Genomic DNA, 21,381 nt, shown 5'->3' with positions numbered 1-21,381 from the left:
ATTACTCCTCCTATTCTTCGTAACTTTCTAAGCGGGCATCGAATTCTTCCTCTGACTCATTAAAACGCATCACATGAATGTCTTCTGGTTCAAAGAATAAACCAACTTTTGCCCCTTCTGTCGCTTTTTTAGTGGAATGAACCATCCACTCATTTTGATCTTCATCATAACAAATGATTTCATAGTGAACCCCACGAAATAACTGTGTATCAACCGTCACGACTAATTTCCCTTTATCTGCAGTGGTGATTGTCAAATCTTCAGGACGCAGCATTATTTCAACTGCTTCAGCTTGGCGCATCCCACCATCCACACATTCAAAACGTTTTCCTACAAATTCTACTAAATTATCTTCGATCATCGTCCCGTTAACAATATTACTTTCCCCCACGAAATCTGCTACAAAGTGATTGATTGGTTCATCATAAATATCAACTGGCGTACCACTTTGCACGATATGACCTTTGTTCATAACAAAAATTTCATCGCTCATCGCTAGCGCTTCTTCTTGATCATGGGTAACAAATATAAAAGTAATGCCTAGACGTTGCTGTAACTCACGTAACTCATATTGCATATCCGTTCGTAATTTTAAATCCAACGCAGAAAGTGGCTCGTCTAAAAGCAGCACTTTAGGTTCATTCACAATAGCACGCGCAATCGCTACACGCTGACGTTGACCACCAGACATTTCGCTGATTTCTCGAGTTTCATAACCAGGTAACTGAACCATGCGTAGCGCATCTTTAACTTTTTTCTCAATATCTGTTTTCGCTATCTTTTTGATTTTAAGCCCAAATGCTACATTATCAAATACATTCATATGTGGAAACAAGGCATAATCTTGAAACACAGTATTCACTTGGCGTTTATTTGCTGGAATATCGTTAATTCTATGACCATCAAAATAAATATCACCTTCGGTAGCATCGACAAAACCCGCTAAAATACGTAAAATCGTTGTTTTCCCACAACCTGAAGGACCGAGTAACGTATAAAACTTTCCCTGTTCTATATCAAAACTGACATTTTTCAGCACTTTTTCATCATCATATTGTTTGACGACATTTTCAAATGTAATAATATTTTTTTTCACTCGCTGATCCTCCTTTAATAAAAGTATACTGGACTCTTTATAGCTCGAATGAAAAATAATAAAATCAGAGTGTGACGTTCTTTCTCACAATTGAATTTTATCTTTTTCTCGAGAAGCTGGCCTTAAAACCAGACATTATAAATAAGATTCTGTTGCAACGATCAATACGCGACTTTTCCCTTTTGAATGATTGATCAGCTGATGGGGTTCTGCGGCTTGATAATACATTGCTTCCCCTTTTTTTGCAGAATAAGTCGTTTCCCCAAGAATCAATGAAACAGACCCATCGATCACATAGATAAATGTTTCAGATAAAGAAGGTTCAAACGTTTTATACTCACCGTTTTTGTCAAATGTCAAAACAATGGGTTCCATCTCTTTTTCATTCGATTCAGGAATTAGCCATTTTAATTCATAGCCATTTTCTTCATCGTAATATAGTGTACTATCGTCATCTTTATAAACGATTTTTTGTTCCAACATTTGTTCACTGAAAAATTGTTCTGGTGTGATGCCTAAAACTTCCAAAATATTGAAGAATGTTTCCATTGAAGGTGAACTTAAATCACGTTCCAGTTGAGAAATGTACCCTTTCGTCAAATCTGTTCGTTCGCCTAGTTCTTCTTGGGTCAAATTCTTTTGTACACGTAAATTACGTAACTTCTCACCGATTTCCATTAAACCACCTCATTTCATAAAAATATATAAAAGTTTGCTAATACTAAACTATAAGTTTAATTTTACCTTTTCTAGTATACAAATTTTTCAAAAAATAGCAACAAATTTCAACAATAATATTTTATTTTTTTAGTTTCATCTCATTCTTTAATACTAGCATCGATTTGGTTATTTTAAAAAAATAAAAAAGCATCTATCAATCAGACACTTCCTCATTTTCTGCAGATTTTAAACTTCTTTTTTTGGTAAATTTTAACGGGATAAAATAATTCACTAACAATGCAATGCCCATCCCAATAAAACTATCGACTACCCTAGCAAATGCATAGCCATACGATTGGTTTGCTGGAATCATAAATACAATCGTTAAAAGCGTTGCACATGCCCCAACGGTCCCTTCTTGATAGCCCAAACCAGCCAACAATGCGATCATTAACGTAATGATCAGTGGGATAAAAATCAACTGTACAAGCTCTGTTCTACCTAATAAATTGAAAACAGCAATCACAACGATTGACATCAGCGCTCCCATGACATTCCCAATAATACGATGTTTGCCGTACTTCAGCGTATTTTCCATATCTTCTCTCAAGGTAAAAACTGTTGTGATCGCTGCAACTACATATGTTTCCCTCTTCAATAAAATACTGACCAAAATACAAAAAAAGACACTTAATCCTGTTTTAAATGTTCGCATACCAATTTTTAATTTCAACAAACTAAATTCCTTTCAAATAGTGCAAAACGACGATTGCAGTTCTATTCATCTTATTATAATTAAGCCCATCCATTCTATTCTAACTTATTTTTCTTCTATTAAGAAGGGGTCTTCAAGAAATATTTGCTAAAGATAAAAAGAGAATATGTTATGATAGAAACAATCACACTAATTTTTTGATTAAAGTAAAAAAGCCTATTCATCGTCTATATTACAAGGAGGATATTTATGGAAAAGTTTTCTGGATTTCGTGTTAAGAAAATAAATGAAAATGTTAAAACCACTGTAGAAAAAATAGAACACACTGATTTATCTGAAGGAGATGTACTTATTAAAATCGCGTACTCCTCTGTCAACTATAAAGATTCACTTGCCATCAGACAAGATGGCGGTGTCATTCGTCATTATCCGATGATACCCGGAATCGATTTAAGTGGTACTATTCTAACGACCAAAGACGATCGGTTTCAAGAAGGTCAAAACGTTCTAGTAACGGGTTACTGTTTAGGTGTTACACACACTGGTGGATTTGCTGAAATTGCTCGTGTGCCAGGCGATTGGGTCGTACCTTTACCTAATGGATTAAGTTTAAAAGAAGCTATGGTTTTTGGTACAGCTGGCTTTACTGCTGCATTATGCATTCAAGCACTTGAAAATCAAGGATTAGCTACCAACAAGGAGTCCAAAATTTTAATTTCAGGCGCATCTGGTGGGGTGGGAAGTTTAGCTCTTGCTATGCTAAAAAAACGAGGATACAAAAATATCATTGCCTTAAGTCGAAAAAAATCAGCTATACCTTCTTTGAAAAATATTGGTGCGACAGAAGTACTTTTAATAGATGAATTTATGCCAGAAAAAATCAAACCTTTAGCAAAACAAACCATTGATTTTGCAATCGATACCGTTGGCGGTGATATATGTTCTCTATTATTATCTCAACTTAACTATGGCGGCAGCATCGCTATTTGTGGAAACGCGGCTGGGATCAAATTAAATACGACTGTTTTGCCATTTATTTTAAGGAATGTGACTTTATTAGGGATCGATTCAGTCAATGTTCCAATGCACAAACGTTTAGCTATTTGGCAACGTTTAGCTACTGATTTAAATGTAAGTAGTCATGAACTAGTAAATGAAATAACGCTACAAGAATTGACCCAAACCTTAGATCAGTTGCAGGCAGGGACTCATATTGGCCGCACGATCGTTAAAATCAGTTAAAGGAGCAAATTATCTATGAATATCTTAATTACTGCAGGTGGAACTTCTGAAAAAATCGATAATGTTCGTTCCATTACAAACCACTCAACAGGACGTTTAGGAAAGACAATCGGTGAAGCCTTTTTAGCGCAAGGACATCTTGTAACGTATGTAACTACACCTCAGGCAGTCCGCCCTTCCAGTGATTCAAATTTAAGGCTGGTAGAAATCGAAACAACAAATGAATTGGAATCCGCTTTACTTGATGAATTTAAGCATCAAACATTTGATAGTATCATTCATAGCATGGCTGTCAGCGACTTTACAACTGAAGCCACCTTGTCAGAAGATGACTTTATCGAAAAACTTGCAGCTAAATTAACAACAGATGATTCCTTATCTGATTTAGCCAATTTGACCGAAGAACTTTACCACAGTTTAGATGAAATTAGTAAATCGATCCAGCAAGAAAAAAAAATACCTTCTAAAACAGATCGACTCTTGCTTTTTTTAAAGAAAAACCCTAAAATAATTGCAATGCTGAAGCAAGAACAACCTCATACGATACTTGTAGGATTCAAATTATTGGTGGGCGTTTCCACTGAAGAACTGATTCAAGTCGGTCAATCGATCTTAGTCAAAAACAGCTGTGACTTTGTTTTAGCCAATGACCTTGAAGAGATTCGTGGCAACCAACATAAAGGAATCTTGATTGATTCTGATGGGCAAACAGAAACAGCTCAGACTAAAAACGAGATTGCTCAATTGATTGTCAAAAAGGTTGAAGAAAAATGGAGGAACCAATGATGAAAACAATATTATTAGGCATTTCAGGTAGTATTTCTGCCTATAAAGCAGCTGATATTACTAGCCAACTCACCAAATTAGGTTATAATGTCGAAGTCATCATGACGACCAATAGTACAAAGTTCATTACACCTTTAACATTGCAGTCTTTGTCAAAAAATCCAGTTCATACAGATGTAATGGAAGAGATTGCTCCTGATAAGATCAACCATATTGAATTAGCTAAAAAAGCAGATCTTTTTTTAGTCGCTCCTGCTTCCGCTAATATGTTAGCAAAATTAGCGCACGGAATTGCCGACGATATGCTCTCGACTGTAGCTTTGGCTTTGAAAGAAGAAGTCCCTAAATTTATTGCACCAGCAATGAATACTTATATGTACCAAAATCCGATTATGCAACGAAATTTATCAATATTGAAAGAAGTCGGTTATCATGAAATCGATCCCCGAGAAGCCTTATTAGCCTGTGGTGATTTTGGCCGTGGTGCGCTTGCAACAGTGGAAGAAATTGTCGCTACAATCAATGAAGGATCAACGAAATAATTTTGAGGAGTCATTTATGAAAAATACAAAGACATTTACATTAACTGCTATGTTTTTAGCAATTTTGATTTTGTTATCTGCCGTTCCTTTTTTAGGATTCATCCCAATTGGACCGATCAACGCTACAACGATGCACATTCCTGTAATCATTGCTTCAATCGTTTTAGGTCCAAGAATCGGGGCCTTTTTGGGAGGTGTTTTCGGTATCATCAGCATGATTCGCAGCACTATCGTTTTGTCTCCCTTATCTTTTGTGTTCTCACCATTCATTCCTGTGATTGGGACAGATCAAGGTAGCCTTAAAGCAATAATCGTTGCAATGGTGCCAAGAATTTTGATCGGAGTCGTTCCGTATTTTGTCTTTATAGGTTTAAAGAAATTGACGAAAAATAATCCTACTTCTCAAACTTTTAGTTTGTTTGTTGCAGGGTTTCTAGGATCGGCTACGAATACGATTCTTGTGATGAACTTGATTTATTTTCTATTTAAAGATTCTTATGCACAAATTATTGGTGCCAATGGTGCAGCAATTTATACAGCAATTTTAACGGTGATTTTTACTAGCGGTGTTGTTGAAGCCATTGTAGCGGCAATTGCTACAGTTGGTGTAACTTCAGTTTTACTGCGCTTAGTAAAAAATAATGCGACACAAAAATTGTAAAAAATAGAGGTTGAAACAAACAACCATGGGAACGCTAGCCCTCATCGGTGTTTGTCACAACCTCTATCTTTTTTTATTTTTTCTGTTTTTTCAATTTATAGGCATACTCGCTGGCTTTAAAAAGTAATCCATTCACAGGCAAATCAAATTCCCCAATAAATTCATTGACTGTTGGATTGAAGTTAGACTTAAACTTAATCAACCCATCATTCAAACTACCTTCCAATCCACCCATATTACAAGTTGTACAGCCTCGTTCAAAACATTCATTGATCGCATCAAACCACGTTACATATGCAGGCATATAACGCTTATAACGATCATCCAACCCAGCATACAGAATTTCACTCGTTGAGCCAAATGTAATCGCTAAAGCACCAGCCACGACTGCCATATCACCTGAATGTGCGATGTTTTCTTCAAGTTCCTTCATTTCTCGAGTTAAAGAAAAATCAAGTTCTTCTAAGTTATGACGCTTTTTCACTTGATTTTCTTTTAAGTTGGCTAGATCTTCTTTGTTTTTATCAAAACGTAGTTTGGTTTCCTCAAAACGCTCTTTCAAATTCACTCGTGCTAACATGATAAACGAATTTTCAGGATAAATTGTTAATAGTTTTTCAAAATAGTCACTATTTCTAAGTGAAATATTTTGACGTTCGGTCGTTAATTCAATAACTTTAGCAAAATCATCGACCAATTCAGTATGACCCAACGTAACTTTGACCCCTTTTTTCTGCGCTTGTTTCATCATTTTCTTCGTGCTTTTTGATAATTGCTCTTCACTAAAATCTTCTTTGTAGATATTCGCTTGAAAACGTGGTTGGATCGTTGCGTCCATTTCCATCGTCAAACCTTGATATTTCGCCCCGCTTGCGATGATATTATCGATAATGGGTTGAGCCATTGGATCAATCGTCGACTCTTCACCTATATGAAAATCTTTATAATGAACAGTCGGGTCCATTTTTACAAATAATGCACGTTTTTTCTTACCGAATTGCTTTAACTCTTTTAAGAAAAATGCAACAAGTTCTGAATTCGTATAATCCATAATTGGGCCGCGCGGTGTGTATAGCATCGAAAATTTCATTGGTAATGGTCTAATCAATACCAAACTAGAGGCAATTAAGATCCCATTTTCATAAACACCGACAATTTCAGATCCCCAGTTATCCTTCACTTTTGCCCAGGCAGATGATTGCAACAAATTACATAAAGGATGGCTCTCCACAAACTTATCGTGTTCTTTAGCATCGATGCCAATTTTAAATTCAAACATTATAAAAAAAACTCCTCTACATTTTAGCTTCTGTATTACCATATCATAATTTATTCAACAGGAACAGTAAAGTTTTTCATGAAATTGGTTAGAAAACTTTAAGAGACTGGATCCAAACTACACTAGTCTTGACTCAGTCTCTCAAAAATGAATTCTTATTCTATTTTTTTATCGATCAAAGTCGATTTTCAAAATGAACGGATTTATTGATCCAATACATCACTGGTGCAGCTAGCGTCATCGTTGCAAATTCGCTAAGTGCCAACGTTGCGTAATTTCCCCAAAAAGCCGCTCCACCATTTGGCGCTAGCATAAAGGCGATAATACACATCGACACAGTGAAAAATAGCGTATTCAGCGCTAAACGTGCTATAGTATTAGGCACTCTTTTTTGCAATAAAGCGGTTAGCCCAAGCGAAATAAATGTTTGTATCCCACCATATAATGCATCCATGGCACCAAAGCCAAAGAAAAAATTATAGACAACCACTCCGCCTAAAACGCCCCACATCAATTTCCGATTGAAAACAACTAAATGATTCAAACTTTCAGAAATTCTAAATTGGATCGGTCCTGACGAAACGGGTGCTACTAACATCGTTAAACCAAGATATAACGCCATCACAATGCCATTCATCGTAATTGCTTTTACTTTACTGTTTGATGAAACAGTATTTTGCATAGTTTCCCCTTCTTTCTCCGAGTTTTTTTACAAGGGATGGTTGATGAACCTTGTCGAGGATTCACTTCCTCAAAAAATGCTACGTAGGCATTATATCTCATAATTCGTCGTTTCACAATGATAACTCACAATTTATAAATCCTTCTGCTCTTGATTCCATATTTAAAATTTTTCAAGCATCCATTATTCTTAATTTTTCACATGTCTGTTATAATAAGACTTTGCACAAGGAGGGAATAAATGAAGAAACATTTTTATCTCGTTATCAATGAAAAAGCGGGTGGCGGTACCGGACATCTCGCTGCTGAAAAAATTAGTAAACAATTGCAAACAGTCAACATTGATTATACGACTTATTATACAGGTTATGCCGGCCACGAAACAGAGATCGTTCAAAACCTAGCTCAAGATACATTGATTCCTTGGGATGATGAACTTGAAATCGAAACATTCCCACTTTTAGTTGTTCTTGGAGGCGACGGCACTTTGCATAGCGTAGTCAATGCTTTAAAGTCATTCGATTCTAAAATTCCGATTGGTTATATCCCATGTGGTTCAGGTAATGATTTTGCTCGTGGAGTGGGCATCTCTAGGCAGATAGAAAAAGCTTTTTTACAACTACTTAAAGCTGAAATCCCACAAGAAATCCAACTTGTCACGTATACTGAATCAATTCAAGATGAAACAGGATTAGCTGTTAATAATATCGGTATTGGTTTAGATGCAGCAATCGTCAATGCGGCTAATACTTCTACTTCAAAAAGTACATTAAACAAATTTAATATGGGTTCTTTGTCTTATATTTTTTCTATTTTAAAGGTATTATTCACCCAAAAGGGCTTCCCAATTCTTGTTGAAATCAATGGAAAAAAAATTGAATTCGATCGAGCTTTTTTATGTACGGTAACAAAACATCCTTATTTTGGTGGTGGAGTACCCATAGCTCCAATGGCCGATCCACGTAAACCAGTTTTAGATTTTGTATTAGTGGAACGAATCAATTTGTTTAAAATTTTCTGGCTTATTCTATTATTGATTCAAAAAAAACAGATGCAGTCAAAATACTTCCATCATTTTCAATCTAGTAAATTCAGAATTATTTCAACGGTTCCTGAATATGTTCATGCCGATGGAGAAATTTTAGGAAAACGAAGTACGGATATTTCTTTCGGGACAACTAGTAGATTATTTTGGTTTTAAACGTATTAAAATAGGTTATGAAGGAAAAGTACAATAACTTTTCCTTCATAACCTAAATAGCGATTATAGGATGGAAGCAGATTAGTCCCTTCAGCTTATTTTTTCGTATCAAAGGTTTCTGTTCTATCCTTGTTTATTAGTTTAATGATTCAAATGCGAATTTCAAATCCCCTATCAAATCCTCACTTGCTTCGATTCCAGTGGATATTCTCAACAAATCTGGCGTTAAGCCATACGACTCTCTCAACTCTTTTGGGATGTCAGCATGTGTTTGTGTTGTTGGATAGGTGATCAAACTTTCGACCCCACCCAAACTTTCTGCAAACGTAAAAATCGATAAGTGCCGCAAAAATTCTTTGATCGATCCTTCATTTTTGATTTTAAAACTTAGCATACCGCCACGTCCTGGATAGAAAACTTCTTTTACATTGGGATCGGACGTTAGAAACGTTGCTACTGCTTGAGCATTTTTTTCATGTCGTTCCATCCGTAACGACAAAGTCTTCATTCCTCTAATCAAGAGCCAACAGTCAAATGGTGACAAAACAGCTCCTGTCGTATTTAAGGTATAGCCTAATTGTTCTCCTACTTCTTTTGATTTTGCAATCACTGCCCCAGCCAAGAGATCATTGTGTCCGCCAAGATACTTGGTCGCACTATGAATCACAATATCTGCTCCTAAATCTAGCGGTCGCTGAATCAATGGTGTGTAAAAAGTATTATCAACGATTACTTTGGCATTATGTTTTTTAGCGAAAACTACGATCTTTTCTATCGAGACTTCCCTCATCAAAGGATTAGTTGGTGTTTCAATAAAGACTGCTGCAGTATTATCGGTGATTTCTTTCTCAAAACCTACTTCATCATCTACATAGATGAACTGATATATGTTTTGTTTCTCTAACTCTTTGAAATAACGGTAACTACCTCCATATAAATCTCTAGATGCCACAATTTGACTCCCTACAGGAAATTGACTGAATACTAATTGAATGGCACTCATTCCTGAACTAGTCGCTAAACCGATTGCTCCATTTTCTAAAACTGCCAATGCATTTTCTACAACTTCTCTTGTCGGATTTTTAGTTCTCGTGTAATCATAGCCCGTCGACTCCCCTAGTGTTGGATGTTCATACGTCGTTGAAAAATAAATTGGCGTATTGATCGATCCTGTTACTGGATTTTGATGATTCCCGATTTGTGCTAAAAAAGTATCCGTTTGAACGTTTTTCGAATAAAATTCCTGTTCCATTGACTTCCCTCATTTCTACCAAAATAAACGACCTTCATTTGTTATAACATATATTTCTATGTTGCTTTTCATTATATACATCGCTATCCCCTTAAGGCAAGAAAAAACTGGAATAAACGCTTGTCGTTTACCCCAGTTTGTCTATTATTTCATAAAATCATACGGTGTCGTCTGATTCATTCCAATCATTGGATCAATCGTTTGAGTGCTAACTAAATTTGGCGTCAATATTCTTTCCAACTCTTCTTCAATTGTTTCAACAATTTCTTGTACTGGCTCACTGAATAATGAAATTGTTTCCATTTCAGGTTTAGCTGGTACATCTTCTGATACTTCTTCAATCACAGCTGGTTTATTTTCTTTAGCAGTGTCATATGCAATTGATTTATTTTCTACTGTCTCAGAAAATGGTGCTTCTTTGTTCATACCTTCTTCATATGCTTCTAACTGCATTCTTGTTGTGAGAGACATATCATCAGCACTTGTGATACGCTCTTTTAACATCGTCAAACGACTGGCAGATTCGTGTGCAACACAGGTATTAAATGCTTGAACTTCGCCCAATAAGATCAAGATATCCTTACTTCTAGTAACGGCCGTATAAAGTAAATTGCGCTGCAACATACGGTGATATTGATGAACCATTGGCAAAATAACCATCTTAAATTCACTACCTTGTGCTTTATGGATCGAACAACAATAAGAAAGAGTGATTTTGTTCCATTCATTTCGTTTATAGCTGACTTCATTATTATCAAACTGAATGACTAATTCATCGACTTTGTCCTCTGAGTCTTTTGCCAAAATAATACCGACGATTTCGCCCATATCACCATTAAACACATTAAGTTCTGGTGTATTGACTAAATGTAGCACCTTATCCCCTATTCGATAAACGGATTCATTCCACTTTACTTCTTTTTTTGTCCCGTCATTGGGATTAAAAATTTCCTGCATCATTTTATTCAATGCATCGATACCCGCAGCACCTCGATACATCGGAGCAAGCAATTGAATATCTTGCGGCGAAAAGCCTTTTGCTTTGGCTTTCGTTACGATTTGACGGACATAAGTTTCGATATGATAAACATCACTAGGAAAAAAGGAACGATCCTTTTGATTCACTGTAAAATCTTGCGGTAGTTTCCCTTGTTTGATGTCATGAGCTAAAGGAATAATACTTGATCCATCGCCTTGTCGATAAATTTCGGTCAATTCTCTTTTAGGGATTTCATTGATTTGGAGTAAATCATGTAACACCTGACCAGGTCCTACAGAAGGCAGCTGATCTTTATCCCCAACAAAAATCACTTGCATATTTGTTGGAATCGCCTTAAATAAAGTATTAGCCAACCATGTATCGACCATAGACATCTCATCGACGATCAATAAACCACCTTCAAGTTCTTTCGCTGTCATACTAGGATTTTTTTCTCTTCCGGTCAAGCCTAATAAACGATGAATGGTACTTGCTGGGAGTCCTGTGGTTTCATTCATCCGTTTGGCTGCCCGTCCGGTTGGAGCGGCTAATAGAATTGGAAACATCTCTTGGGTATAATCCTTCACATCTAAAGAAAGTCCATTTAGTTCAGCAAATAGTGAAACAATTCCGTTAATAACCGTGGTTTTACCTGTACCTGGACCACCCGTCAATATAAAAAGTGGCGCTTTGATCGCTTCTTCAATCGCTTCTTGTTGAGAATTTCCATAAAGTATTCCTAATCGTTTTTCGATCCCACGAATATTTTTTTCAACGTCTTTTTTATCGTATTTGATTTCTTTTTTTCGGGATAGCAATCGTTGAATCGAGGTCCCGATCCCCCACTCAGAAAAATACAAACTATTTTCGAAAAGTCTAGTGCCTTCTTGTTGGATTTTTCCCTCTTCCACTAAATGAATAATTTGCTCAGCTACCTGATCAAGAGAAATTTCAACTGGACGACTAGTTTCCAACGTATTGACGGTTTCTCTAAGTAGCATTTCTGCCTCAACATACGTATTTCCAGAACGAACGGAATGTTGAAATATTTCATGAGTGATCGCAGCTCGTATTCGTTTATCTGAATCTGCTTCGATCCCCAATTGTTCTGCAATATTATCTGCTCGTTTAAAGCCAATGCCTTCAATATCTTCAACTAATTGATATGGATTTTCGTGAATGATATCTAAAGTATCTTCTTTGTATGTTTGATAAATCGAAAAAGAAAGCTGACTACCAAATCCATACCGATTTAAACCAACGATTACTTGCTCCATACCATGATTTAAGCGAATGGTCTCAATAATTGTTTGGCGTTTTTTTTCATTTAACTGGGGAACTTCTTCAAGAACATCTGGTGTTTCAATAATGCGATCGATCGCATCTTCCCCTAAAATTTCGACAATCTTCTCAGCTGTTCGCTTCCCAATTCCCGGAAACTTTTCACTGGAAAGATAATTTACAACACCACTAGCAGAAGTTGGGCGTTCTTGCTGATAGCTATCAACTTGAAATTGTTTACCATAACGAGGGTGATCAACAAAATGTCCAAAAAAGCGATAAATTTCTTCTTCCTGAATTTGACCGAAACTACCAGTCGTTACGATTTCTTTTTCTAAATAATCCGTATTCGTATCTGTTATTTTCACCAGTAAAACTTTATAAAAGTTGCTGGGATTTTGGAAAAAGATTGCCTGAACTTGTCCAACCACATATTCTTTTTCCCCATCTCCAAACAATGTGTCCATCGATTTCACCTCGCTTTATCAAAAAACTAGTTTATTGTAAAAAAGAATCATCATTCCATAATTTCAAGGTATAGAACTGCTCATCTTCTACTGTTTCTAAGATTGACAAACTATTGTTAGTAAGTCCACCCATACTACGTAGCTCACTTAAAGCTTTACCTGAAAGTGACTGAATTGCCGCTGTCAACGAAGCACCATGCCCAACAAAAAGATACGGACCATTTCCTTCATTTACTGCTGCATCGACTACCGCAGAAATACGCGAAATAGCTTGCTCGATTGGTTCACCTTGAAAAATTTCTGGATTATACTTATCTAATTGATAACGCATATGATCCATCTCTTCACTATATATTTTTCTCATTTCAGCAATAGACTGGCCTTCTAATTCTCCTAGACCTAATTCTTTTAGCTCATCTGTATAGATAATTTCAACTGGATTTTTTAATTCCTGATTGATACCTTCAGCGGTTTTTCTTGCACGCGGGGACGTACTCGAAAAAATTTTTTTGAAGGGCACATTTTTAATTTCTTGTCCCAGTAGTTTTATTTCTTCATAACTTGTTGGAAGAAGTGGCGAATCCCCACTCATTCCCTGAAATCTAAGTTCCTGATTCCATTCGGTTTTTCCATGACGAGTAAAATATAATTTCATGTTTCTGCTCCCTTGATTCTAATTTATTGGTATTCTGCTTTTAAATTCCCGCTTATTTATCCTATCTAGTGTATCATTTTCATTAGCAAAATTCCATTTAACTAAAACCTTTATAAAAAACAAATCCGCTTGAATGTATTTCAGCAAAATGTGCGTTATAATAAGCTGGTTGAAAATTCTAATGACAATCGATCGTTTTTATATTAAGGAGGAACCTAATTTGTTTTTTGAACATATCCATCATATCGCTATCAATAGCTCAGACTATTCTAAGACGAAAGAATTTTATGTAGAAAAACTTGGCTTTGAGGTAATTCGAGAAAATCATAGAGAAGAGAAAAATGACGTTAAACTTGATTTAAAATTAGGAAATTATGAATTGGAGATATTCATTTCTCCCCATGCACCCAAACGTCCATCATATCCTGAAGCTCTAGGCTTACGCCACTTAGCGTTTAGAGTTGACGACATTGAAGCCGTTATTTCTTTTTTACGTTCTAAAGGAATTGAATGTGAACCCGTTCGAACAGACTCGTTCACAGGAGAGAAAATGACTTTTTTCTTTGATCCAGATGGTTTACCTTTGGAACTGCATGAATAATCTGTATTTTTTACTTACATTTAATAGACAAAAACTGTTCCCTTCAAATTTACAAAAGGAACAGTTTTTTTATGTCATTTTTAGTCCAATTTATCATTCTCATAATGATGCTTCAATTCTAACGCTGGAAAATTCTGTTGTCTTAATGCCTCGTAAACTACTAAAGCGACTGTATTCGACAAATTCAATGATCGAACATGTTCATCATTCATCGGAATTCGTAAACATTTCTCTTCATTATTCCGCATAAATGCTTCTGGTAAGCCCGTTGTTTCTTTCCCAAACATAAAATAATGATCTTCGTTGTCAGTATAATCCATTTCACTATAGGTTTGATTCGCAAATTTCGTGATCAAATGTAGTGGATGATCTCCTAAATAGGTCAAAAAAGTCTCTAAATCTTTATGGTACATAATATTGACGTCATTCCAATAGTCTAATCCAGCTCGTTTCAACTGTTTATCGTCCGTTTGGAAACCTAACGGCTCGATGAGATGTAAAGGAGAATTTGTTGCAGCACATGTCCGAGCAATGTTTCCAGTATTTGCTGGAATTTGAGGCTCAAATAATACAATATGATTTGTCATGATTACAGTTTCCTTTCATAATGACACATTATTTTTTTATTCACAAAAATCAACATAAAAAAAACGTATCGCCTCGGTGTCAATCACTGCGAGTCGCTACGTTAGTGAAGCTCTTTTCACTAACTTTTATCAGAACAGGAACCTGATAAAAACCAATGAAAAAACAACTTGTATGTAATATAACACCATTACAGGAGCTTTGCAAGACCTTTTAGCAAATTTGCCGAATGTAAGCGTTATCTCATCTTTCCTTTTAACATACGAACGTCAATTGTGATTTCAGATAATGGTTGCTTTTGAATTTTGTCTTTTACTTGTGCGGCTACGCCCCACTCAAGTGGAGACATTTCCAATAAATCTAGTCGATTTTCTTCAGGTATACTATAAGTGTATGTTACTCGTTCATCCACTAAAATATCCATTTCTTTAGAAAATTTTGCTAAAACCTTCTCATTTGAATAAGTTTGTTTGGATTTATCATCTGGATAAAAAGCCGACCTTAACTCTTTTAAGTACTCTTTTTCAGGGATTATTTTGATGATTGTGCCATCTTTTTTTAAAACACGCTGAAATTCCTGATAATGAGAGGGCGAAAAAATATTCAAAATGGTATCCATCGATTCATTTGCAAACGGTAGATTTGTTAAATCAGCTACACACCAAAAAGCATCGATTGGTTGATTGCTTGCTAAATAAATTCCGTCTTTTGAAATATCAAATCCAAATTTTGAACCTGCCAGCCCCAGATTAGAAAGCTCAGTTAAAAAACTACCTTCACCACATCCAACATCCAAAGTATTTCCTGTTACATTCATTATATCAACGATTCTCTCTAATAAGGGTTGGTACATGGCGTTTTGAATCATCTTGCCTCTGTGGATCAACATTTTTTTATTATATTCTGTTTGAATACTGTGTGACAGAAAATAAACAGTGCCCTTTTTAGACAAATCAAATTGATGATTTTCAGCACAAATCAAACTGTACTCTTTTAACTGAAATGCACTTTTACAAACTGGACAAAGAAATTGTTCTTGATGTATTTCTAAAAAATTACGGGCAAAATCGATTTTTTTCAACATACGATTACTTCCTATTCACTATAAATTCTACCATTGACCGATAAACTGTCGCTATTTATCTTACAACGAGAAGAAGACTTTGGCAACTGACAAAATTATGGTACAATGCCTGTGAATAAAAAACAAGGAGTGAAATGAATGATCAAAGAATTTTGCGCTGAAAACTTTACAAATATCCCTAATGCTATCAGCAATGGCGCCGGACGAATCGAATTGTGCGACAACCTTGCTGTGGGTGGTACAACCCCTAGTACAGGTGTTATCGAAGAAGTAGTTTCATATGCTGGAGAACAATCAATTCCTGTTATGACAATCATCAGACCTCGTGGTGGAGATTTTATTTATAACGATATTGAACTTAAAATCATGCATACAGATTTGATTGAAGCGAAAAAAATAGGAACTGATGGTGTCGTTCTAGGCTGCTTAACAAATGATAGCTGGCTGGATGAAGAAGCACTAGAATTATTGATCGAAACGGCAGAAGGTTTACAGATTACCTTCCACATGGCTTTTGATGTACTAAGCAAAGAAAATCAATTTAAAGCAATTGATTGGCTTGTAGATCATGAAGTACATCGTATTTTAACCCACGGCGGGCCTTCTGGAACACCCATCGAAGACAATTTTGATCATCTAAAAGAATTAATTAAATATGCTGATGATCGGATTATTGTCTTACCTGGTGGCGGTATTTCTGATAAAAATATTGAATCTGTAATAGAAACATTACAGGTAAGTGAAGTACATGGAACAAAAATTGTAGGCTAAACTTAAACTATAGGAAATTAGGAGCTAGGCGATGTGGCGCTTTTTTACTCACATCGCCTTTTCACTCCTCTATAGCCATACTTATAATTCAGCAATAATTCGAGGATTCCATAATTAGTGATTTTGCAGAAAAAGCTAAATTTTGATGCTCTAAAGCCTGTAAACTCAATGAATAGTATTAACCATTTCCTCTTTTGATTAAAAAAAGTGAGATTCACATGACCTTTTACGTCACATAAATCTCACTCAAAATTTCATTTTTTTTATTGCCGTTAAACAAAATACTGCATAAAAAGACTAGCAATATTAAAATAAATCAAAACACTGGTTAAATCACTCAACGTTGTAATAAACGGTCCACTCGCAACAGCTGGATCGAATCCTAATCTATCCATCAACATTGGTATCAAACTACCTGCCAAATTCGCAACTGTAATTGCACACAACATTGCCATCCCAATGACAAATCCTAACGGGAAATTATGTTGCCAAATTCCAACAACGATGAAAATAGCTACACCTGTCACAGCGCCTGTCACAAGTCCAGTCAACACCTCACTAATAATCAGACGACCAAAATTATTATCTTTTTCATCCGATATAGCTAATCTTCTGACTGCGACAGCTAATGATTGTGTCCCCGCATTTCCTGCTGTTCCTGTAATCAATGAAATAAATACCGCTAAAATACTTGCTTCGCTTACTAACTCTTCATAATGGCTGATCAAAGTTGCTGTAGACATTCCTAAAAATAATAACGTAATCAACCAAGGCAACCGTTTTGAAGCTGCCTTAATTGGATTTTCACTAACTTCTTCAATGTTGACACCAGCCAAACCAGAATAATCACTAGCTGCTTCGTCATCAATTACGTCAATAATATCATCAACTGTCACGATCCCTAAAAGATGGTCATCATAATCCGTAACTGGTAATGCTAAGAAATCATAATCTCGAATCGTTTGTGCAACATCTTCTTGGTCATCGCCTACGTGAACAGAAATTACCCGCTCACTCAACACATCTGAAATCATTGTATCATCATCATTTACAATCAAGTCACGTAAAGAAATAACCCCGACTAAATGATTTTCCTGATCGACTACGTAAACATAATAAATTGTCTCAGCCATATCTGCTTGGTTTTTTAACACATACATTGCTGAGCGAACTGTTTGATTTGCAACGATAGAGACGAATTCGGTCGTCATGATCGATCCAGCTGTATCATCTTCATAATGCAACAACTCTTTAATCTCACCAGCATCTTCTGTGCTCATCAAGCTTAGGTATTTCGCCTTTTGGCTTTTATCAAGCATATTCAACAAATCAACTGCATTATCCGTGTACATTTCTGACAACATTTCAGCCGCATAACTAGGACGCATTTCAGCTATATAATCTTTCATATTTTCGTTATCTTCTTCGATAACATCAAACATATCTGCTAGCTCTTTTGGAGATAAATAACTATAAATTTGCTTTCTATCTGCTTCATTGATCGATTGGTAAAACTGTCCTTGCTCATAAATGTGGAGCGCTAAAAATAATTCTCGAAATTCAACCATTTGCTGTTTTTTTAATTTTTCTAACAACAAATCAAAATGTTCTTCCATTTCTTGTCCTTCGTTCACTCAAACCGCTCCTTTCAATCTAAAGTTGATCTACAATTTTCTTCATATCTGCTTCTAAAGGAGAAGTTAGTTCTAAACGTTGTTTCGTAAAAGGATGGATAAAGCTCAATTGACAGCAATGTAAGGCTTGGCGTTGGATCCCTCTATCCATTTTACCCCCATACATATCATCGCCTAACAAAGGACACCCGACTGCCTCAAAATGCACTCTAATTTGATGGGTTCTTCCAGTGTGAAGTTGAATGTTTACCAATGCTTGATCCTCATTACGTTTCATCAACCAATATTCTGTCTCGGCTTGCTGACCTGTTTCGACCACGGTTCTTTTTAATATCGAAGATAAATCACGGCCAATTGGACGTTCTATCGTATCATGCTCTTTTAAATGTGATACCTCTCCTGCGACCAATGCCTGATAAATCTTTACTACTTCTTTTTTACGCAGCTCTTGGTCTACCATTGCATGAGCAAAACCGTGTTTAGCAAACAACATTAAACCTGTTGTATCTCTATCCAATCGCGTCACTACATGGATCACTTGATCTTGATAGTTTTGCGCTTTAAAATAGGCTTTCACTCGATTTGCCATTGTTCCATTAGGATGATATTGTGCAGGAATTGACGCAATCCCAGCTGGTTTGTTGACCACTAAATAATGGGCATCTTCAAAAATGATATCGATCGGTACATCGTCAACAAGTAATGTTTCGTGTTCTCTTTCATCTGGAATCGTAATTTTCACTTGATCTCCAAAAGATAATTTGAAAAGTACATTTTCAACGGATTGATTCACTTCGATTTTTCCACCTTGAAACTTGATTTTAGCTAAAAGTCCTTTAGAGATTCCTTGCTCCTTTAAAAAAAATTTCACTTGCTGTGTTTCTTTTTTTTTAAATATCCAATTAAATTCCATTACTTTATTAATCCTCACTAATAAAGGCATCTTTTACTCGATGCCAAAAATGCATATGCCGATAGGAAGCAAAATGAATACGCTCATCCGCGATACGATAATAAATCGACTTAATATCCTCTTGATAAATATCTAGTTGATCCACTGTGATCAAATAGTCATTACTTTCTTGTAACTTGATTTCCATCCATTCAGTATGTGCAATCACGATGGGTGATCCTAACGTTCTAAAAACACGATTATTCAGTGAAGCAATCTCAGCCAATTGAAACGCATTGATACTAGGATGTAAGACAGCTCCACCAATACTTTTATTATACGCTGTCGATCCTGTCGGTGTAGAGACAGATAGACCATCACCACGGAATCGTTCGAATAACTCATCCTTGATAAACACATCAGCGACCATAGTACGATTTGCACGTTTGATCGTAGATTCATTTAAGGCTAAAAAATGTTTATCTGGTTTATTTCCATGAAAACTTATTTTCACATCCAACAATGGATAACTAACACTCTTTTCTTGATGAACTAAAAGACTTTGAACTAATTCTTCTAATTCATAATCTCGCCAATCCGTATAAAACCCCAAGTGCCCCGTATGGACACCTAAAAAACTAACTTCATTTAGTCGATGACTGAAACGATGGAACGCTGATAATAATGTACCATCTCCACCCACAGAAATCACGAGATCTGGTTGTTGGTCATCAATTTCTATTTTATTTTTCTTTAAAAGCAGGAGTAAATGACGGGTAACTTCATTTGATTTTTGTTCATGGTTATGAACGATCGTAACTTTCATCCTACCCCTCCTATTCTTTGTCTGACTTCTCTTTATTATCGTTGAATTTTTGATAATAATTATCCTTTGATTTACCTCGACCATGTGAGAAAAGATGCTGCGCTTCTTGAATTTCTTCACGGATCGTGGACATTTCTTCATCTAATTGATAAGCAGCTTCGGCAGCTCGTTGCAGTCGTTCTTTCATTTCTTCTGGAAATACGCCTTGGTATTTATAGTTTAATGAATGCTCGATCGTTGCCCAAAAATTCATAGCTAGTGTCCGTATTTGGATTTCAGCTAAAATCATTTTTTCACCTGTGATCAATTGGACAGGATATTCGATCACCAAATGATACGAACGATAACCACTATCTTTTTTATTTGTAATATAATCACGTTCTTGAATGATTTTTAGATCTTTTCGATTGCGGATGATGTCCACCACTTGCCGAATATCTTCAACAAACTGGCACATAATCCTAAGCCCTGCAATATCTTGCATTTCTTCTTCCAAACGGTCAACCGCGATATTTCGCAATGCTGCCTTCGTTAAAATGCTATCTACAGGTTTCACTCGCCCCGTTACAAACTCAATAGGTGTATGTTTATTTTGTTCTCGAAACTGCTTGCGGATGCCGCGCAGCTTAACTTTCATTTCTCCAACAGCCTGTTCATACGGTGCCAGAAAAAGCTCCCACTCTTTCTCCATCCTAATCCCTCTATTTCTTTGAATTTGATTCACAGCTTATTTTACCATAGAGCCGTGAAAAATAGGGTAATTTAAGAAATTGTCTAAATTTTTTCGACAATAGTGAATTTTTTAACTTCTAGTTCACTTTTCTTGACGTAAATGGGTAAAGTATGCAAAAATTGAATTAAATTAAAGAAGGTAGGTCAAAAACCGTGAGTGAACATTTAGAAATAGAATTTAAAACATTATTATCTATTGAAGAGTTTTCACGTACAGTTGACTATTTTCAACTAAAGCCAGATCAATTTTTTACACAAACCAATTATTACTTTGATTCAGCCGATTTTCAATTAAAAAAAAGACATATCGGTTTGAGAGTTCGTGTACTATCAAAAAATGCAGAAATCACTTTAAAAATACCTGAAAAAGTGGGCTTATTGGAAATCAACGATGCCTTGTCTATTGAAAAAGCCCAACACATCGTTGAAACAGCAACATTTCCAGATTCTGGTAATGTATTCAACAAGCTAGCAATTTTAGGAATAAACAAAGATGATTTACGTTTAATCGGTAGCTTAACAACTAAACGAGCAGAAATAAAACTTCCCCAAGGTTTACTCGCGCTAGATGAAAGTTGGTACAATGAGCAACATGATTTTGAGCTGGAATTAGAAGTAGATGATGCAAGCAATGGAAAGAACGATTTTATTGTCTTATTGGATACTTTGAATATCAAAGAATCTCCATCACCAAACAAAATCCAACGAATGATTTTAAGCTCAAAATAGAAAGATTAAGAAGTTATTATAGTGAAAACA

22 protein-coding genes are annotated in these 21,381 nt (G+C 35.8%); 8 read left to right on the top strand and 14 right to left on the bottom strand.

Features of this window, described 5'->3' with window-relative positions; genetic code table 11:
• Positions 1-10 precede the first annotated feature (10 nt).
• The 3 genes from IGI43_RS15710 to IGI43_RS15700 all read right to left on the bottom strand — a co-directional run bounded on the left by IGI43_RS15710 (position 11) and on the right by IGI43_RS15700 (position 2,489).
• Positions 11-1,096 (bottom strand): ABC transporter ATP-binding protein, encoded by a 1,086-nt coding sequence (locus tag IGI43_RS15710; protein ID WP_438758721.1) that lies wholly within the window; start codon positions 1,094-1,096, stop codon positions 11-13.
• Positions 1,097-1,231: 135 nt separating this feature from the next.
• Positions 1,232-1,774, bottom strand: coding sequence for a helix-turn-helix domain-containing protein (locus tag IGI43_RS15705; protein WP_438758720.1), 543 nt, complete (start codon positions 1,772-1,774; stop codon positions 1,232-1,234).
• Between the two features lie 196 nt (positions 1,775-1,970).
• Positions 1,971-2,489, bottom strand: coding sequence for an FUSC family protein (locus IGI43_RS15700; RefSeq protein WP_438758719.1), 519 nt, complete (start codon positions 2,487-2,489; stop codon positions 1,971-1,973).
• A gap of 231 nt (positions 2,490-2,720) precedes the next feature.
• On the opposite strand from IGI43_RS15700, the gene IGI43_RS15695 reads away from it, so the two are divergent.
• Genes IGI43_RS15695 through IGI43_RS15680 form a run of 4 tightly spaced genes read left to right on the top strand, consistent with a single transcriptional unit; the run spans position 2,721 to position 5,702 of the window.
• Positions 2,721-3,713 (top strand): oxidoreductase, encoded by a 993-nt coding sequence (locus IGI43_RS15695; protein WP_438758718.1) that lies wholly within the window; start codon positions 2,721-2,723, stop codon positions 3,711-3,713.
• 15 nt (positions 3,714-3,728) lie between these two features.
• Entirely contained in the window at positions 3,729-4,499 is a 771-nt protein-coding gene (gene coaB, locus IGI43_RS15690; RefSeq protein ID WP_438758717.1) for a phosphopantothenate--cysteine ligase, read from the top strand.
• Positions 4,499-5,041, top strand: coding sequence for a phosphopantothenoylcysteine decarboxylase (coaC, locus tag IGI43_RS15685; protein ID WP_438758716.1), 543 nt, complete (start codon positions 4,499-4,501; stop codon positions 5,039-5,041). Before coaB ends, coaC begins: the two co-directional genes overlap by 1 nt.
• Before the next feature lie 16 nt (positions 5,042-5,057).
• Positions 5,058-5,702 (top strand): ECF transporter S component, encoded by a 645-nt coding sequence (locus IGI43_RS15680; RefSeq protein WP_438758715.1) that lies wholly within the window; start codon positions 5,058-5,060, stop codon positions 5,700-5,702.
• A 73-nt stretch (positions 5,703-5,775) separates the two neighbouring features.
• Here IGI43_RS15680 and IGI43_RS15675 read toward each other — a convergent pair whose 3' ends face one another.
• Complete coding sequence (locus IGI43_RS15675; RefSeq protein WP_438758714.1) at positions 5,776-6,981, bottom strand: aminoacyltransferase; 1,206 nt, start codon at positions 6,979-6,981, stop codon at positions 5,776-5,778.
• Between the two features lie 175 nt (positions 6,982-7,156).
• Positions 7,157-7,663 carry a QueT transporter family protein gene (locus IGI43_RS15670; RefSeq protein WP_438758713.1) on the bottom strand — a complete coding sequence of 169 codons (507 nt, stop codon included), beginning with the start codon at positions 7,661-7,663 and terminating at the stop codon, positions 7,157-7,159.
• Positions 7,664-7,903: 240 nt separating this feature from the next.
• Here IGI43_RS15670 and IGI43_RS15665 point away from each other — a divergent pair, with 240 nt between their 5' ends.
• Positions 7,904-8,863, top strand: a complete 960-nt coding sequence (locus IGI43_RS15665) for a diacylglycerol/lipid kinase family protein (RefSeq protein ID WP_438758712.1) — start codon at positions 7,904-7,906, stop codon at positions 8,861-8,863.
• 136 nt (positions 8,864-8,999) lie between these two features.
• Here IGI43_RS15665 and IGI43_RS15660 read toward each other — a convergent pair whose 3' ends face one another.
• From IGI43_RS15660 to IGI43_RS15650, 3 genes are all read right to left on the bottom strand, one after another.
• Positions 9,000-10,115: a PLP-dependent transferase gene (locus IGI43_RS15660; RefSeq protein WP_438758711.1), complete on the bottom strand. Its 1,116-nt coding sequence runs from the start codon at positions 10,113-10,115 to the stop codon at positions 9,000-9,002.
• A 144-nt stretch (positions 10,116-10,259) separates the two neighbouring features.
• Positions 10,260-12,842, bottom strand: coding sequence for an SF1B family DNA helicase RecD2 (gene recD2, locus IGI43_RS15655; RefSeq protein ID WP_438758710.1), 2,583 nt, complete (start codon positions 12,840-12,842; stop codon positions 10,260-10,262).
• 31 nt (positions 12,843-12,873) lie between these two features.
• Entirely contained in the window at positions 12,874-13,497 is a 624-nt protein-coding gene (locus IGI43_RS15650; protein ID WP_438758709.1) for a histidine phosphatase family protein, read from the bottom strand.
• A 220-nt stretch (positions 13,498-13,717) separates the two neighbouring features.
• Between IGI43_RS15650 and gloA2 the strand changes: the two genes are divergently transcribed.
• Complete coding sequence (gene gloA2 / locus IGI43_RS15645) at positions 13,718-14,098, top strand: SMU1112c/YaeR family gloxylase I-like metalloprotein (protein WP_438758708.1); 381 nt, start codon at positions 13,718-13,720, stop codon at positions 14,096-14,098.
• Positions 14,099-14,178: 80 nt separating this feature from the next.
• Here the strand turns inward: gloA2 and trmL are convergent, their stop codons facing one another.
• Both trmL and IGI43_RS15635 read right to left on the bottom strand, forming a co-directional pair.
• A complete protein-coding gene (trmL, locus tag IGI43_RS15640) occupies positions 14,179-14,685 on the bottom strand; it encodes a tRNA (uridine(34)/cytosine(34)/5-carboxymethylaminomethyluridine(34)-2'-O)-methyltransferase TrmL (protein WP_438758707.1) in 507 nt (168 codons plus the stop codon).
• Between the two features lie 236 nt (positions 14,686-14,921).
• On the bottom strand, positions 14,922-15,767 hold the full coding sequence (locus IGI43_RS15635) for a methyltransferase domain-containing protein (RefSeq protein WP_438758706.1): 846 nt from the start codon (positions 15,765-15,767) through the stop codon (positions 14,922-14,924).
• A 138-nt stretch (positions 15,768-15,905) separates the two neighbouring features.
• Between IGI43_RS15635 and IGI43_RS15630 the strand changes: the two genes are divergently transcribed.
• On the top strand, positions 15,906-16,538 hold the full coding sequence (locus tag IGI43_RS15630) for a copper homeostasis protein CutC (protein ID WP_438758705.1): 633 nt from the start codon (positions 15,906-15,908) through the stop codon (positions 16,536-16,538).
• Positions 16,539-16,810: 272 nt separating this feature from the next.
• On the opposite strand, the gene mgtE is transcribed toward IGI43_RS15630, so the two are convergent.
• From mgtE to IGI43_RS15610, 4 genes are read right to left on the bottom strand one after another with little or no spacing between them, the layout of a single operon-like run.
• Complete coding sequence (mgtE, locus tag IGI43_RS15625) at positions 16,811-18,172, bottom strand: magnesium transporter (RefSeq protein WP_438758704.1); 1,362 nt, start codon at positions 18,170-18,172, stop codon at positions 16,811-16,813.
• A gap of 19 nt (positions 18,173-18,191) precedes the next feature.
• Entirely contained in the window at positions 18,192-19,085 is an 894-nt protein-coding gene (locus tag IGI43_RS15620; RefSeq protein WP_438758703.1) for an RluA family pseudouridine synthase, read from the bottom strand.
• Between the two features lie 7 nt (positions 19,086-19,092).
• On the bottom strand, positions 19,093-19,890 hold the full coding sequence (locus IGI43_RS15615) for an NAD kinase (protein WP_438758702.1): 798 nt from the start codon (positions 19,888-19,890) through the stop codon (positions 19,093-19,095).
• Positions 19,891-19,900: 10 nt separating this feature from the next.
• Positions 19,901-20,581 (bottom strand): GTP pyrophosphokinase, encoded by a 681-nt coding sequence (locus IGI43_RS15610; protein ID WP_438758701.1) that lies wholly within the window; start codon positions 20,579-20,581, stop codon positions 19,901-19,903.
• 194 nt (positions 20,582-20,775) lie between these two features.
• On the opposite strand from IGI43_RS15610, the gene IGI43_RS15605 reads away from it, so the two are divergent.
• Positions 20,776-21,351 carry a CYTH domain-containing protein gene (locus IGI43_RS15605; RefSeq protein WP_438758700.1) on the top strand — a complete coding sequence of 192 codons (576 nt, stop codon included), beginning with the start codon at positions 20,776-20,778 and terminating at the stop codon, positions 21,349-21,351.
• Positions 21,352-21,381: the final 30 nt, after the last annotated feature.

The organism is Enterococcus sp. AZ126 (genome assembly GCF_051714545.1).
Classification (GTDB): domain Bacteria; phylum Bacillota; class Bacilli; order Lactobacillales; family Enterococcaceae; genus Enterococcus_L.
Note: the sequence above shows the minus strand (reverse complement) of the source record. Positions and strands in the feature narration are given on the sequence as shown.